Source organism: Alteromonas gracilis (assembly GCF_036870955.2).
In the GTDB taxonomy this organism is placed as follows: domain Bacteria; phylum Pseudomonadota; class Gammaproteobacteria; order Enterobacterales; family Alteromonadaceae; genus Alteromonas; species Alteromonas gracilis_A.
In genome coordinates this window covers 3,368,655-3,382,447 of record NZ_CP145482.2, presented here as the reverse complement: position 1 = coordinate 3,382,447, position 13,793 = coordinate 3,368,655, and the positions used below count along the sequence as shown (strand labels likewise).

Sequence of the window (13,793 nt, the reverse complement as noted above, 5' to 3'; positions counted from 1 at the left end):
TCCAAATGGCCACTATGAGTGGCCATTTTTGTAATTACCTTTTACAACGCAATGCGCGTCGCCGTGGCAAAGGCGACATCAAGTTTGAAATATGCCGCTTCGTTAATAAAGTGCGGATACGTTTCAGTCTCTCCCTGCCATACAATGTCATGTCCATCAAACGTTCTAAACATAGGCATGCCTGGCATCAGTGGCTTGAAGTCTGCATCTTGCAACGCGTGGTGAATCATAGCCGTTCGTTGTCCGTTCTCGTCGAGTGGAAACGATATGTTTTCACCAAGCCGAAATACTTCACAAGGCGAAAGTGCGTCGGTTTCGAGAGAGTCTTGATTGTAAGCTAAGCAAAAGTCCAAAATGACTTCGGCCATAGTTTGTGTCAATAAGTACACGTCTTCACGCAGCACACCTTGTGGCTGTCCGCCTACTTCTATCATGACGCCACGTTTTCCCGTGGTGCACAAATAGCCGTGCTCAAGATAAGGCTTTTCATCCTCAAGTAATATATTTGCTTCAGGCATGTGTTGTTTTACGTACCTGGCAAGTTGAGTATGAAATTCATCTGCTTCTAAGATGATAAGCGTCGCGCCCATCGCACTGGTCGTATTGTGAATATCTACAACTAAATCTGTCTTAGCGTTACCCTTGGGGCCAAACGCCTTGTTAAGCGCTTGTGCGAGTCTACCTTCCTTAGAAGAACTTCCAGCATCAAGTGCTTCAAGAGTAAACTGCCTATTCAAGTCTTCTTCTACAAAACGAACGTTAGCGTCTAGCGCCGCTTGATTGGCTATATGAAGCGATATATTGAGCGCTTGAAAACGCGCAGGACACCCATGCTGTTGCCAGTTTCTTACAAGCTGAATACCGCTGGTTTCATTGCCATGGGTGCCACCAACAATCGCAATCGATTCAATCATAGACTTTCCTTTGTGCTGCAGAAAATAGAGCGCTTATCGCCATCTAAAAGTTAAGCTTGATAGTACAATAGTCTACAACTGCCGAGAATAGCTTTATTGCACTTCCTCGGCATACTGTTTGCGATAACGTTTTGTTAAAGATGCGCTGCGTATTTGATCAAGTATTAAAGACACAACAGGGTTTGCCTTGTGCGAGGGGGTATTACCCTTGCCAATGCGTCGTAGCTGGCGTTTAACTTGCGCCATGGTAGCCAAACCCGCCAAGGTTTTATCTTTCCAATTCACCACTGGAATTACGCCTTCTATGTCAGGCGACGCAAGCCAGCGGTTTGGTAGGTCTGGTGTAAGTGCCAGTGCAGATGCGATCCCTACCATATCAATTCCACTTTGAATCACATTTTCAGCAACACCGAGTTTACGAATGCCTCCTGTGGTCATAATTGGCAGGGTAGTAGAACGTGCTATTTGTTCAGCAAACGTGAGAAAATAGGCCTCTCTAGCGAGCGTTCTTTCATCGGCTGTGCGACCTTGCATAGCAGGTGCTTCGTAGCTTCCCCCGATAGCTCTACCATATCAACATTATGCTGTGCCAACATGGCCACAACGTGCTTAGCGTCTTCTATATCAAAACCTCCGCGCTGGAAATCTGCTGAATTAAGTTTTACTGCGACGTCAAAATCGTTACCACACTGTTGACGTACTTCATGCACGATTCTCAGTAAAATACGGGCGCGATTATCAAGTGAGCCCCCCACTGATCTTGCCGTTTGTTGGTAAGGGGCGAAAGAAACTGCGCAAGCAAATAACCGTGAGCGGCGTGTATTTGGACACCATCATAACCTGCTTGTTTAGCTAGCGAAGCAGTCGCTACAAACCGTGATATAACGTCTTCAATTTCATTGTCAGTCATTGCTTTGGGTTGTCCAAACAAACCTGAATGCTTACCCATGTTCAAGGGTATATCAGAAGGGGAGAGCACTTTGCCGCCCATTTTTTTAAACACTTGACGACCAGGGTGGTTAATTTGCATCCACAAGCGAGTGCCGTTGTGCTTTGCAGCTTTAGCGAGTTGCTGAAATGGAGCGAGAGGCGTCGTTGGCTCTAGCGCTAGGCCACCTGGCCCAGTCATAGCTAAATGGTCAACCATAACGTTACCTGTGATAATCAGACCTACACCGCCTTCAGCCCATTTTCTATAAAGCGTGAATAGCGATTTGCCTGGCAACTGATTGGCCTGTGCCATATTCTCTTCCATGGCAGCCTTAGCGATTCTGTTTTTTACGATGTGTCCGTTAGGTAATGTAAATGGGGTAAAAACGCTTGATGACATTGTGTGCTCTCTTATTGTGCTGACAATAAACATACTATAAGCTTAAAGTTAACTTTAAGGTCAAGGTTATTTTTGAGAGTTTTATGCGTATTGGACAGCTAGCAGAAACCATCGATTTACCAACAAGTACTATCCGCTTTTATGAACAAAAAGGGCTAATATCGCTAAGCAGAACGCACGGCCAAAGGATATCGTAAATATGATGTCCACGCGGTCGAGCGCCTCAAAATGATAAAATTTGCGACAAGTCTTGGTTTTTCTCTCGATGATTTACCGGGCTTGTTTGCAAGTGGTGAAGGACTGGATCATGAGCAGGTAATGGCGCACTTACGTGAGCGTGCAGCTGAAATAAATCATTTGCTCAGCACGCTTACGCGCCAGAAAATGCAGATGGAGCATTTAATGCAGCGGTTAGAGGAGTTATGGAAACAAGGTCACTGTATGAGCGCTTGTGAACTAGATGGCTTACTTGATGGACTTAACATAGAACCTTCTGACCGCGCTTAGTGTAGTTGCACAACGTCATGTAGCGTAAAAGTTTCTCGTTATTATGAAACTTAAAATTTGATACCATGTTGGCTTTATTTACGCCAATATCAAATGGAATTGAGTTTGAACCAACCCGACTATAGTCAATATTCCCTACAAGAGCTTAATGATGCTTTAGCCAACATCGACCAAGATGCATTCCCAGAGCGCACACAAATCATCATTAATGAATTGTCTTTACGCCAAAACGATCGGGAATCCCAGAAAAGTGAATTTGTCCCTCTTGTAGAAGATAAGCATCCCAATTGGTTCATTCGATATTGGCGCGGTCAAGTTTCGCTTCCAATGAGTTATTGGGGAGTGGGTTTGGCCGTTGCTTTGGTTACCTATGCGGTAACATTTCTCGTCAAAAAAGGTATAGATGCGTCGACTGCCACCTGGCATATGGGGGCATATATTCTATTCATGTATGCGTTTATCGGTCTTGTTGTTTTATGGCAGTCAGTTGGCCTCTTTAGAACAGCAATCAAACATCCTCAAAGGACCGGAGACTCTGGCTGGGCTACAGTTGCGCTGCTCATGTTGGGCATTGGTTTGCTTAGTTTTTCATTTTCTATTTATAAAAGTGGTGTACCCGCCATTAAATCGGGTATTCAGTTACTTTTTGAATCAGAGAATGATGACAGTATCGATTTTAGAGTTTTAAACGATGGTAGAGATTTAGAGCTTATTGGGCGTATTGAAGTGGGTTCAAACAAATTACTAGTTGAACAGCTGAAGCTGCATCCGAATGTCAAGAGGATCCATCTTCACAGCCATGGCGGTCGTATTCTTGCTGCAAAACGAATGATGGAGACTATTAAACAATACGAACTTGAGACATACGTTAAAACGGAGTGTGCATCCGCTTGCACCTTGCTATTTCTTGCCGGAAAAACACGATTACTAGCAGAGCTAGGCTCACTTAAATTTCATGCGCCTGGATTAGGAGGGACGTCTACGCATGACATTGAAGAATTTAGCATTGAAATGAAGCGCATATACGAGCAAGAAAAATTGCCATCTTGGTTTGTTCGCAAGGTAATGGACACGCCAAATGACACGTTTTGGGTTCCTACTTATGACGAGTTGATAAAGGCAAGCGTCATAGACAAAGTCGTTGATCCAGACGTCTACCCCATGAGTGGGTTAGGTCCAGAATCCTCCATTACAGTAGAAGCAATTGAATCTGGGTTCCTCAAGTTGGAACATATGGTAGCGATGAAACAGTTCGATCCAGAAGCTTACGATAGAGCGATTAAAATCAACCTAAATGGCATGCTGAATGGAAAAAATCAAAACTCGATAACCGCAGAGTTTAATCATTTATTGTATACCGAGCGGTTGCCCGTTTATTTATCAAACAGCAGTGATGCGGCTATTGTCGAATATTGGAAGTCTCAAATAGCACACATGAAATCGCTGAGAGACGATTTTCCTCTGGCTTGTGCGTCTTTGTCTTTTCCTGACGAAGTACCTGAAGAAAAACGCTATGGTAATGATGGAGCAATTAGCAATGAACAACAGGCCAGAGACATTGCAGCAATAGCGTCGTTAATCCGCACTTCTCAAACGACACACATCATGATGGAAAAAGAGAGGCAGCGAGAGCTAATACAACAGGTCTTATCTATTGTCCGCAACGACAATGAAGAGTATATAAGTGTGGTGTCCTCTGCAAAGGAATATGTTGAGCAGCCAACGCTGTTATGCGATGCATCTATTGCATTAAATGAGGCGTTTGTTTCTTTTGATATTGCTACCAGTGGCCAGTTGCTCAGAAGTTTGTAAAAAGTAATGAAGCTCACGTTTTGAGCTTCATTTACAACGCTTCTGACGTTTTGGGCGAGGGCTAGTGCTTAAAGAAATCTTCTTGCTGTTGCGCTAGCATAGCTTCAATTTCTTCTACATCTATATGCTTTGGTGTTGCGTCCTCAGCAGGTTTACCTGCAATTTTGCGGTCTTCTGCTGCCCATTCGCCCAAATCGATCAACTGGCACTTTTTACTACAAAAAGGGCGGTACTCACTTTCCGGTGACCAAACTACGGCTTTAGTACAGATAGGGCATTTTACTTCCATTGGAACTCCGCGATAAATAAAACAGGAACTGTTGTAAGTACTAATTTTAACAGGCTGCTAGTTGAAACTGAACATGGTTCTCCATTGCGGAACTGCCATTTTCATTAGTAGTAAACAACATGAAACGCAGTGCGTATCGATATTTATTTCCGCTAAGCGTTGGGTAATAACCTTCATCAACTCGACAGCGTACACGGATAAGCTCATTTTTATCTTCTGCAACGCCCTGATAAAAACCATTCTCAGCGGTTACATTAATAAACTGGCCGCGCTCGCGGATAAACGACAAACTTACAGCAATAGCGTCATCCAGTAAGGCTAATGTTTCCAACCATTGAGCAATTTCAATATGGCGCTTTTCAAGTGGCTGCTGTAGCCAAAAATGGAGATTGGGTAGGTCAAAACTGCATGCCCCACCAGGTATGGCGAAGCGCTGCCTAATGGCGCTTAACAACTTGTCCTCTTTTAGCGCACTACCAAAGCGTCGGTCGTTTTTAAGTTTTTCACGAAGCGTAAGTACGGTCTTGAGTGCCTGTTCTAACGCTGTACTATCAATTTTGGGGTGCTTTGACCAATATACGAGGTTCTTTTCATGGGCTTCCAGGTCTTTGGACAAATCTGAACGCAAATCTAGGCGTTCAACAAGATCGAGTAATTCAAACAGCTGTTGAAAGAAAACAAGCTGTAGTTGTTGATGCTCGGATTTTGCAGAGATTTTGAGTTGCCCAAGCAGCTGCTCAACACGTAAATAATTACGTACTTTTTCCTTTAGTGGAAATTCGAAAACAGCGTTGCCCATGGATACCCTTTAAAACACATATACTTAGAGCTAAAGCCTAATGCATGATTGCGTTTAAGCCAAGTTTACTTAACGACCAAAGTGTTGTTTTGACGTTATTTGTTCAAAAAAGTTTCAAAATGCGCGGCTTAGCGTTGTTATAAAGGCAATTATCGTAGTAAAAGTACAGCGTCAAAGAATACAACGCTATTGATGGCTCGATGATAGCGGAAGAAGTTTTTGATGAAGTTCGTCAACCTGTTGAGCGAGGTGTGCCAAACTTGAGCTGTTATCCAGTACAAAATCAGCTGCGGCTAAGCGCGTGTCTCTGTCTGCTTGAGAGGACATGATATTCTTAATGGTTTGCTCGGTGCTACCATCACGTTGCATTGCGCGCGACAGTTGCATGGCTTCGGGGCAATCTACAACCACAACCTTATCGCACATTACGGTAAGTTTGTTTTCAACTAATAAAGGCACAGACAATATGCAATAAGGGCCATTTGACACGGCGATAAGCGACATCATTTGTTGTCGTATAAGAGGGTGCAGTAAGCTATTTAACCACTGTTTCTCACTTTCGTCGTTGAAGACTCGCTCTCTTAACGCTGCACGGTTTAATGCACCACTCTCAAGCAAAATATCATTTCCAAAGTGTTCTGCGATTTTGGCCAAGCCTTCGGAACCTATTTCAACTACGTCGCGCGCGACCTGGTCTGCGTCAATGATATCGATTTTATGTTTTTCAAATAATGCTGTAGCCGCTGACTTGCCACTACCAATGCCGCCTGTTAGGCCTACAACAAATTTATTGTTCTTATCTTTCATGCTACAACCCTGACTACAGCACCGCGTCCAAATAGGCGCTTATTATTTCAGATTTGTATAGTAACGTGAGCCATCCAGCAACGGCAAGGTAAGGGCCAAAGGGGATCGCAAGCGAGCGGCCTTTCTTTTGAATGACCATGATAGCAACACCAACTATAGCCCCAACAAAAGACGACAGTAATATGATGACGGGCAAGCCTTGCCAATAGAGTAAAAGCGCCAAGCGCTGCCAGTAGCTTAAAGTCGCCATAGCCCATACCTTCTTTTCCTGTGACAATTTTGAACAGCCAAAACACTGACCACAAGCTAAGGTACCCAAATGCAGCGCCTAATATTGCATCGGTCGTGCTGACGAAAACGTCTTGTGTACTTAATAATAAGCCAAGCCACAAAAGTGGAAGCGTAAGCTGATCTGGTAATAGCATTTTGTCCAGATCGATGAAAATAAGCGAAATCAGCATGTAACTTACAACAACCGACCACAATGCCTGCGGCGTTGGACCAAAGTGATAGGCAGCAAAGGTACACACTACCGCTGTAAACAGTTCTACCGCAGGGTAGCGTGCTGAGATTGGGGTCTTACAGTTAGCGCACTTTCCTCGTAGCACTAGGTAACTAATGACGGGGATATTCTCCCATGCTCGAATTTTATGTCCGCAGGAAGGGCAGGTACTGTCGGGTTTAACAAGATTAAAAGGTTCATTTTCAGGTTGTGCTTGTGTTGCACTACCATCAGCATCGTCAGCAAAATAATTGCTATATTCTTGTTGCCAACTGCGTTCCATCATAATAGGCAGGCGATAAATGACAACGTTCAAAAAGCTACCCACCATAAGAGAAACAATAAAAATTAGTGAGTAGAAAAAAAGTGGCGACGCTTGGCTAAGCGCTACCAAGTTTTGAGCAAATGATGCATCCATGAGCAGCGTATCTTTTATTATTTTAATTTAAGGTATGGGGGCGTAGTTATACCACGTCGCCCATTTGGAATATAGGTAAGTACATGGCTACAATTAGGCCACCGATGACGACACCAAGTACTGCCATGATCATAGGCTCTAGTAAGCTGGTTAGGCCATCAACCATGTCGTCAACTTCCGCTTCATAAATAGTGGCAATCTTACTAAGCATTTCGTCAACGGCGCCTGATTCTTCACCAATAGCAATCATCTGCGTAACCATATCTGGAAATACTTGAGTTGCGCGCATAGCAACGTGCATTGGCATACCGCCTGCAACCTCTTTGCGCATATACAAAATAGCTTCACGATAAACCGCGTTGCCAGATGCACCTGCAGCAGACTCTAGCGCACCAATCAGCGGCACGCCTGCGGCAAACGTTGTCGCCAATGTACGAGTGAAACGTGCGATACTCGCTTTCTTGAGAATTTCACCCACAACAGGAATCTTGAGTATATTTCTATCAACACTATCTCGAAGCTTTTGGCTTCGTTTATAAGTGCGCATAAACATAAAGCCTGCACCGCCAATGCCGATGGCAATAAATATCCCGTAATCTTGCACAAATCGCGAAATTCCTAGTACAAACTGGGTGAAGGCGGGAAGTTCTGCGCCAAAGCTACTGAAAATTTCTTCAAACTGAGGAACCACGAAAATAAGCAAAATTGTGGTAACGATAAAGGCAACCACAAGTACGGCAACCGGGTAAAACATCGCCTTTTTGATTTTCGACTTTAAGGCTTCAGCTTTTTCTTTATATGTTGCTATACGGTCGTAAATCGTTTCAAGTGCACCAGATTGTTCTCCTGTATAGACCAGGTCACAATACAAATCATCAAAATAAAGTGGGTGTTTTCGAAGCGCTGATGACAACGGATTACCTGATTTAACTTCTTCAGTTATCTCACCAAGAAGCTTTCGCATGCTTTGCTTTGCATGCCCTTGCGCTATCATCTCAAGCGACTGAATAAGGGTAACGCCGCATGGCTAACATTGTTGCAATTTGTCGAGAGATAACAGATATGTCAGCAGGGGTTATCTTTTGTCCGCCTGCGCCAAATAAGGGTTTTGCAAGCTTTTTAACTTTGTTGGCTGAGATGCCTTGGCGGCGAAGCAGGTTCTTAGCTTCTGAAATCGAGACAGCGGATATTTCACCTTTGCGAGATTGACCGTGACGATCTTTACCTTGCCAAGTAAATGTAGTTGCTGCTTTTGCCATCGCGAATTCCGTCTATATGTGGTCTCTTTGAGCAAAAAAGCCCAGTCAATACTGGGCTTCTCTGTAAATTAAGCTGCTAGGCTATGCGATTAGCAAAGCGTTGCTGGGTCACACGCTGAAGTCCAGATAATGCGGTTGTTATCTAGGTTAGGTGTTAGTGTGTAAGTACCAGCACCTGTAAGACCAAGGTCACCGTGCTGAGTTGCTGTGATTACGCCGTTTGCCGTAGTCACGCCAACAACATCAACGCCCGCGCCTGCTGCTGAAGCTGCGATGTCTGCAGGAATACCGTTAGCGCCGCCGTCACATGCTGCAAGGTCGTTTGTAGAAGCGTAGCAGATTTCTACTGCTGTTTTTGCTGCTGCTGTCGCGTTTGATACTTCAGTAAACTTGGCTTTCTGCGTGTAGTTTTGGTAAGCAGGAAGTGCGATTGCCGCAAGAATACCGATGATTGCAACAACAATCATTAGTTCGATAAGGGTGAAACCTTTTTGGTTTTTAGCGTTCATGTTCATCATGGCTCTTTCTCCGGGACGTGTATAACACGTTAAGTTTAAATCTAATTCAAATTGACGTTTATACCTGAGTCGTTTTTGTACGCCCCTGGTACTTGCTTCTCAGTATAGAATTTTTATTGTCACTGACAAGTATTAGGGAACATACCTATGTCTGACTTTCTAAGTATGACATGTTCAAAACGTCTTGTGTAGGCTTAACTATCTGAACTTTGGCATAGTTCTTAACAACTTACCAGCGTATGGCTAACTATACATTGGAGGTGTGAGTGCGGTAAAGATCAAAGGAATTTGAAAGTGAAAGCTTAACGTAATATTAGTGCAAAAGCTTTAGAATAACACGCTTGCAAAGGCCATCTTGCCTTTGCAAGTAAGTATGGTTTTACTCACCATCAAGATACTCAAGACTCGGTCAAATCCAAGATAAAACTAAGCCAAAATTGCTTGTGAGTAACGGGTAATCACAATATCAAGAGAAAATTACTCTAAATGTATGCGTAACGATAAATCGATAGCCTGAACATGCTTTGTTAGTGCACCTGAAGAAATATAATCCACGCCTAATTGAGATAGTGAAGCGAGCCTTTCGTCAGTAATGTTCCCTGATACTTCCAATTTACAACGGCCTTTGTTCATTTCTACGGCGTCTTGGATTTGCGCATTAGTGAAATTGTCCAACATAACGATGTCTGCACCTGCCGTCATAGCTTGTGTAAGTTCGTCAATGTTTTCCACTTCTACCTCTACAGGTTTGCCTGGCATCATCGCCTTTGCACGCGTTACGGCATGTTCAATACCGCCGCATGAAAATATGTGGTTTTCTTTAATAAGAAATGCATCGAACAAACCTACTCGGTGATTCTGTCCGCCGCCACAGCGAACCGCGTATTTCTGGGCGTAGCGAAGCCCTGGCAAAGTTTTGCGCGTATCAAGAATCTTTGTTTTGCTGCCTGATAAAAGGTTTGCATAAAACGCAGTCACTGTTGCCGTCGCCGAAAGCGTTTGTAGAAAGTTCAGCGCGGTGCGCTCTGCGGTAAGGATAGCCTTTGCGGAGCCTTCTAAACTGAGTAGCACGGTATCAGGTGCAACACTGTCACCGTCTTTTACATGCCAAGTCAGTGACACAGTTTCGTCAATAAGCGCAAAGGCTTGATTTACCCATGCAACACCACACACAACGCACTGCTCTCGCGTAATTATTGTCGCCTTTGCATTGACATTATCGTCTATTAAGTTGGCTGTAATGTCGTTAGCAGCATTTAATTCGCCGCCTAAATCTTCTACAAGTGCGGTTTTCACTTGTTCACGAATTGCGTGCATATCTGGTGATGTCATCTTCATCGCTATAGTCTGTATTAAAGGGTACGCAATATTAACCAATCTCCGCGCTGAGTAAACTCTAATTGGCGAAGAACACTCATTCCAAGCAAGATGTGGTTATCTTGCATACCGGGGTTTAGGTTTGCATCAACATTGTTTAGGACAATATCGCCTATTCGTAACGTATCAATGGTTGACTCGGCTACCCTAACTACACCATTAGCGGTTGACGCTAAGCTTTCTCTACCCGCGCGTAACTGTAATTTAGATGCTAAATGCGCAGGCACAGCAACATCAGTAGCCCCAGTATCTACTAAAAATAAAACTTCTTCGCCATTAATATAGCCTGTGGCGACGTAATGCCCCTGTCGATTTTGCTTCAGGCGCACCTCAGTCTGTCCTCCTACGCGCTGTGACTCCGGACTGTTATTTGGATTGACTTGCTTCTCCAGCAAGTCGGAAAAAACAAATACGAGCAAACCAAAACCGCATATCCACGCTAGCGCTACCATCCATTTACCCGCACTTTTGGCTGGGTCGTGCTGTTCACTCATTCTCTGTGCCTTTGCTGTATATTTGAAGGACTTGCATTACTCTATAACGCAGTGTCACACTTTACCTCATGTAGTTGATGACGCAAAAATTCAAATTTTACGGTGTTTTATTTATATGGTGCTCTTTAACCAAGCGACTTTTACACCCTCTCCCCACTGTGATGAACGGCCATATCAGGAAAACGCCTTGGTAAATAATGTGGACCTTTTAGTAATTCACAATATTTCATTACCGCCTTCGCAGTTTGGTACGTCAGGAATTCGCGATTTGTTTACCGGTAAACTCGATCCTAATGCACATCCTTTTTATAAAGAAATTGCAGGACTTCGTGTATCGGCGCACTGTGTTATTTATAGAACGGGGGAAATTGAACAATTTGTCCCCTTTGATAAAAGAGCTTGGCATGCTGGTGTATCGAGCTTTCAAGGAATAACGCGGTGTAATGATTTTTCAATTGGCATTGAGTTAGAGGGGACAGATGCGTTGCCTTACACTGATGAGCAATACCATGCGCTTACTGCGTTAAGCGAATTTATTATTAAGCACTATCCTCGGATCTCTTTAGGACGTATTGTAGGACATAATGATATTGCACCCGGTCGAAAGACCGACCCAGGTGTTGCGTTTGATTGGGCAAGATACAGAGTGAACTTGCGTAAAGCGTTAGAACAAGGACATAACTAATCCATGATGTTAATGAGTTTATTGTTGGTGTTAAGCCTCGAGCGCCTTATCACTAAAAGCCGCTACTGGCACGTAGAGACCTACGCAGCCATGTACCGCCGTTTTCTTAACGACAAGGGGTGGCTAAAAGAAGAGAGTTCATCTGCACACTTTTACTTTTACCTCCTTTTACCAGCAGTGTTATTGGGACTTACAGAGTATTGGGTGCTCGGCGCATTTCTTACGTTTGTTGAACAGAGTATTGTTCTTTTCATCTGCGTCGGATGTCCTGCGCTACGTGCGACCTACAAATGCTTTTTAAACGCAGCTGACCGAGGCGATCTTCAGGCGTGCAGCATGTACACCGATCAACTGGGTCACTGTGGGGCCTCCAATGAGAGCGACGGAACGGCAACGGCCGAAGGCAAAAGCTTTGGGCAGCACTTAACGTGGCTCAATTACCAGCACTATGCTGCTGTCATGCTGTGGTTTATTGCATTTGGTGCACCCGGCGCTGTTTTTTATAGCTTGAGTCGCAGTACCACAGAGGCATTGTGCGCCGAGAATCATCCACTTAGAGATAACGCCATTCGCTTAATGTTTGCACTTGATTATGTACCTGTTCGCATTACGTCGTTTGGCATGTTGATGATGGGGCATTTTTCCCGCGCTTTGCCCGAATGGCTAAAGCATGCGCTACAATTTGATATTTCTGCGTATGATGTGTTGACGCAAATTTCATCTAAAGCTGAAATGCTTACGCCTGAAGAACGAGAGCAACAGACTAAAAATGCAGCGGTTGAGCCTAAAGTATTGGTCAAGTTAGCAAAACGTAATGTTATTTTTCTTCTTGTAATTACGTCTGCATTAACAGTTATCGGAAGCTTGGCATAATCACTATTTTTAACATTTAATCTGTAGCTAACCTCGAAGACAGTTTGGTCTATAAATATTTCGTTTATAGATCAAACGCTTTTACACTCCTCAACTTTCTTTGAGCCTCATCAGACCAGTTTGAGCTCTTCCACTTTTCTTAACAAATTCAATAATAAAGCTTAACACAAAGCAAAGTGCGCAACCTTTGCTATGCTCTAGAGTGTTTACCTCTAAATCGATCTGTCTTAAACTGTATAGGTAAAATGGTATTACCAATTTGTGTAATGTTTAAATTTTCCCCGATTATTTTTTACATTCATAAGGTGTATACCTATTTAAATGTTAAGGAAAAGGATAGATAAGCCGCATGCGCCAGCAGCGAAAAAAACTCTCTGACGTCATCACAGAACAACTCGAGTCAATGATACTTGATGGGACGCTGTTGGCGGGACAGAAGCTCCCCCGGAGAGAGAGCTTGCGCTTGAATTTGACGTATCTCGTCCTTCACTTAGAGAAGCTATCGGTAATTTACAGGCGCGTGGTTTAGTTGAGCGAAAGCAGGGGGGCGGCACTTTTGTAAACCGTAACCTTAATGCTGCGATGAAAGACCCGTTAATGGACTTAGTTAGCCAACGTCCCGAGACGCAGTTTGATTTGCTCGAGTTCAGACACGCCCTTGAAGGGATGTCCGCTTATTACGCAGCACTTCGTGGTCAGCCAGAAGATTATGATGCGCTCAAACAAGCGCTAAATGAACTTCCTACACCAGCTGCGAATGAAAGTAAGCGTGCTCAGGCTGAGGCCCTTGGTCAGTTTTATATCACCATGGCGCGAGCTTCTCACAATATGGTGCTTCTGCACGTCATGAGCACCATGCAAAGTATGTTGGTAGACAACATCGAACGAAATTTAGATATGTTGGCAGCGCATTCTGACGCGGTAGAAGATATCGCCAAACAGCGGCGTGAAATTGTCGAGGCGATTGCCTCTCGCGACCCAGAAGCAGCGCGCCAAGCATGTAATACGCATTTGGCGTTTATCGAAAAAACGCTATTAACGATTAATCAACGCGATTCACGCGTACAGCGTGCATTGCGACGATTAGAAATTTAGTTATTTGTGCTTCACCGAATTAGGTGGTGGGCAAATAATTATTCATTCGCAGAGGCTTAGGTCAGGTTTAAGCCTGTGCCACTGCAAAAGCAGGTGAGCCAGATTGGGTCACTG

Annotated in this window: 12 protein-coding genes and 4 pseudogenes; 6 read left to right on the top strand and 10 right to left on the bottom strand. The window is 44.0% G+C overall.

The features are described 5' to 3' along the window. Positions 1–41: 41 nt before the first annotated feature. Both V6N89_RS16305 and V6N89_RS16300 read right to left on the bottom strand, forming a co-directional pair. Positions 42–914, bottom strand: a complete 873-nt coding sequence (locus V6N89_RS16305) for an aspartoacylase (protein WP_338518516.1) — start codon at positions 912–914, stop codon at positions 42–44. 93 nt (positions 915–1,007) lie between these two features. Then, positions 1,008–2,244, bottom strand: a pseudogene (locus V6N89_RS16300) (NADH:flavin oxidoreductase/NADH oxidase family protein). Between the two features lie 83 nt (positions 2,245–2,327). Here V6N89_RS16300 and V6N89_RS21825 point away from each other — a divergent pair. From V6N89_RS21825 to V6N89_RS16290, 3 genes are all read left to right on the top strand, one after another. Beyond that, positions 2,328–2,441: a MerR family transcriptional regulator gene (locus tag V6N89_RS21825; RefSeq protein WP_431189738.1), complete on the top strand. Its 114-nt coding sequence runs from the start codon at positions 2,328–2,330 to the stop codon at positions 2,439–2,441. Positions 2,442–2,472: 31 nt separating this feature from the next. Continuing rightward, complete coding sequence (locus V6N89_RS16295) at positions 2,473–2,751, top strand: MerR family DNA-binding protein (RefSeq protein WP_346992960.1); 279 nt, start codon at positions 2,473–2,475, stop codon at positions 2,749–2,751. A 105-nt stretch (positions 2,752–2,856) separates the two neighbouring features. Further along, positions 2,857–4,563 carry a hypothetical protein gene (locus V6N89_RS16290; protein ID WP_338518515.1) on the top strand — a complete coding sequence of 569 codons (1,707 nt, stop codon included), beginning with the start codon at positions 2,857–2,859 and terminating at the stop codon, positions 4,561–4,563. Between the two features lie 61 nt (positions 4,564–4,624). Here V6N89_RS16290 and yacG read toward each other — a convergent pair whose 3' ends face one another. The 8 genes and pseudogenes from yacG to V6N89_RS16250 form a co-directional block, all read right to left on the bottom strand. Continuing rightward, positions 4,625–4,852, bottom strand: coding sequence for a DNA gyrase inhibitor YacG (gene yacG, locus V6N89_RS16285; RefSeq protein ID WP_338518514.1), 228 nt, complete (start codon positions 4,850–4,852; stop codon positions 4,625–4,627). Between the two features lie 46 nt (positions 4,853–4,898). Continuing rightward, positions 4,899–5,651 (bottom strand): cell division protein ZapD, encoded by a 753-nt coding sequence (zapD, locus tag V6N89_RS16280; protein ID WP_338518513.1) that lies wholly within the window; start codon positions 5,649–5,651, stop codon positions 4,899–4,901. Between the two features lie 186 nt (positions 5,652–5,837). Further along, positions 5,838–6,458, bottom strand: a complete 621-nt coding sequence (gene coaE / locus V6N89_RS16275) for a dephospho-CoA kinase (RefSeq protein WP_338518512.1) — start codon at positions 6,456–6,458, stop codon at positions 5,838–5,840. A gap of 13 nt (positions 6,459–6,471) precedes the next feature. Further along, a pseudogene (locus tag V6N89_RS16270) lies at positions 6,472–7,378 on the bottom strand (prepilin peptidase). 46 nt (positions 7,379–7,424) lie between these two features. Next, positions 7,425–8,637, bottom strand: a pseudogene (locus tag V6N89_RS16265) (type II secretion system F family protein). Positions 8,638–8,726: 89 nt separating this feature from the next. Then, positions 8,727–9,155 (bottom strand): pilin, encoded by a 429-nt coding sequence (locus V6N89_RS16260; protein ID WP_338518511.1) that lies wholly within the window; start codon positions 9,153–9,155, stop codon positions 8,727–8,729. A gap of 477 nt (positions 9,156–9,632) precedes the next feature. Further along, a complete protein-coding gene (gene nadC / locus V6N89_RS16255) occupies positions 9,633–10,487 on the bottom strand; it encodes a carboxylating nicotinate-nucleotide diphosphorylase (RefSeq protein ID WP_338518510.1) in 855 nt (284 codons plus the stop codon). Positions 10,488–10,507: 20 nt separating this feature from the next. After that, positions 10,508–11,026 (bottom strand): retropepsin-like aspartic protease family protein, encoded by a 519-nt coding sequence (locus V6N89_RS16250; protein ID WP_338518509.1) that lies wholly within the window; start codon positions 11,024–11,026, stop codon positions 10,508–10,510. A gap of 115 nt (positions 11,027–11,141) precedes the next feature. Here V6N89_RS16250 and ampD point away from each other — a divergent pair, with 115 nt between their 5' ends. The 3 genes and pseudogenes from ampD to V6N89_RS16235 all read left to right on the top strand — a co-directional run bounded on the left by ampD (position 11,142) and on the right by V6N89_RS16235 (position 13,679). Next, positions 11,142–11,711, top strand: a complete 570-nt coding sequence (ampD, locus tag V6N89_RS16245; RefSeq protein WP_338518508.1) for a 1,6-anhydro-N-acetylmuramyl-L-alanine amidase AmpD — start codon at positions 11,142–11,144, stop codon at positions 11,709–11,711. A gap of 3 nt (positions 11,712–11,714) precedes the next feature. Beyond that, the gene (gene ampE / locus V6N89_RS16240) at positions 11,715–12,584 is read left to right on the top strand and encodes a beta-lactamase regulator AmpE (RefSeq protein ID WP_338518507.1); all 870 of its coding nucleotides are present in this window, start codon (positions 11,715–11,717) and stop codon (positions 12,582–12,584) included. 349 nt (positions 12,585–12,933) lie between these two features. After that, a pseudogene (locus V6N89_RS16235) lies at positions 12,934–13,679 on the top strand (FCD domain-containing protein). Positions 13,680–13,793: the final 114 nt, after the last annotated feature.

Excerpts from the sequence above, each read along its gene's own strand:
- V6N89_RS16305 (WP_338518516.1), bottom strand. The coding sequence starts at position 914 with ATGATTGAATCGATTGCGATTGTTGGTGGCACCCATGGCAATGAAACC.
- V6N89_RS21825 (WP_431189738.1), top strand. The coding sequence starts at position 2,328 with ATGCGTATTGGACAGCTAGCAGAAACCATCGATTTACCAACAAGTACT.
- V6N89_RS16295 (WP_346992960.1), top strand. The coding sequence starts at position 2,473 with ATGATAAAATTTGCGACAAGTCTTGGTTTTTCTCTCGATGATTTACCG.
- yacG (WP_338518514.1), bottom strand. The coding sequence starts at position 4,852 with ATGGAAGTAAAATGCCCTATCTGTACTAAAGCCGTAGTTTGGTCACCG.
- zapD (WP_338518513.1), bottom strand. The coding sequence starts at position 5,651 with ATGGGCAACGCTGTTTTCGAATTTCCACTAAAGGAAAAAGTACGTAAT.
- coaE (WP_338518512.1), bottom strand. The coding sequence starts at position 6,458 with ATGAAAGATAAGAACAATAAATTTGTTGTAGGCCTAACAGGCGGCATT.
- V6N89_RS16260 (WP_338518511.1), bottom strand. The coding sequence starts at position 9,155 with ATGATGAACATGAACGCTAAAAACCAAAAAGGTTTCACCCTTATCGAA.
- nadC (WP_338518510.1), bottom strand. The coding sequence starts at position 10,487 with ATGACATCACCAGATATGCACGCAATTCGTGAACAAGTGAAAACCGCA.
- V6N89_RS16250 (WP_338518509.1), bottom strand. The coding sequence starts at position 11,026 with ATGAGTGAACAGCACGACCCAGCCAAAAGTGCGGGTAAATGGATGGTA.
- ampD (WP_338518508.1), top strand. The coding sequence starts at position 11,142 with ATGGTGCTCTTTAACCAAGCGACTTTTACACCCTCTCCCCACTGTGAT.
- ampE (WP_338518507.1), top strand. The coding sequence starts at position 11,715 with ATGATGTTAATGAGTTTATTGTTGGTGTTAAGCCTCGAGCGCCTTATC.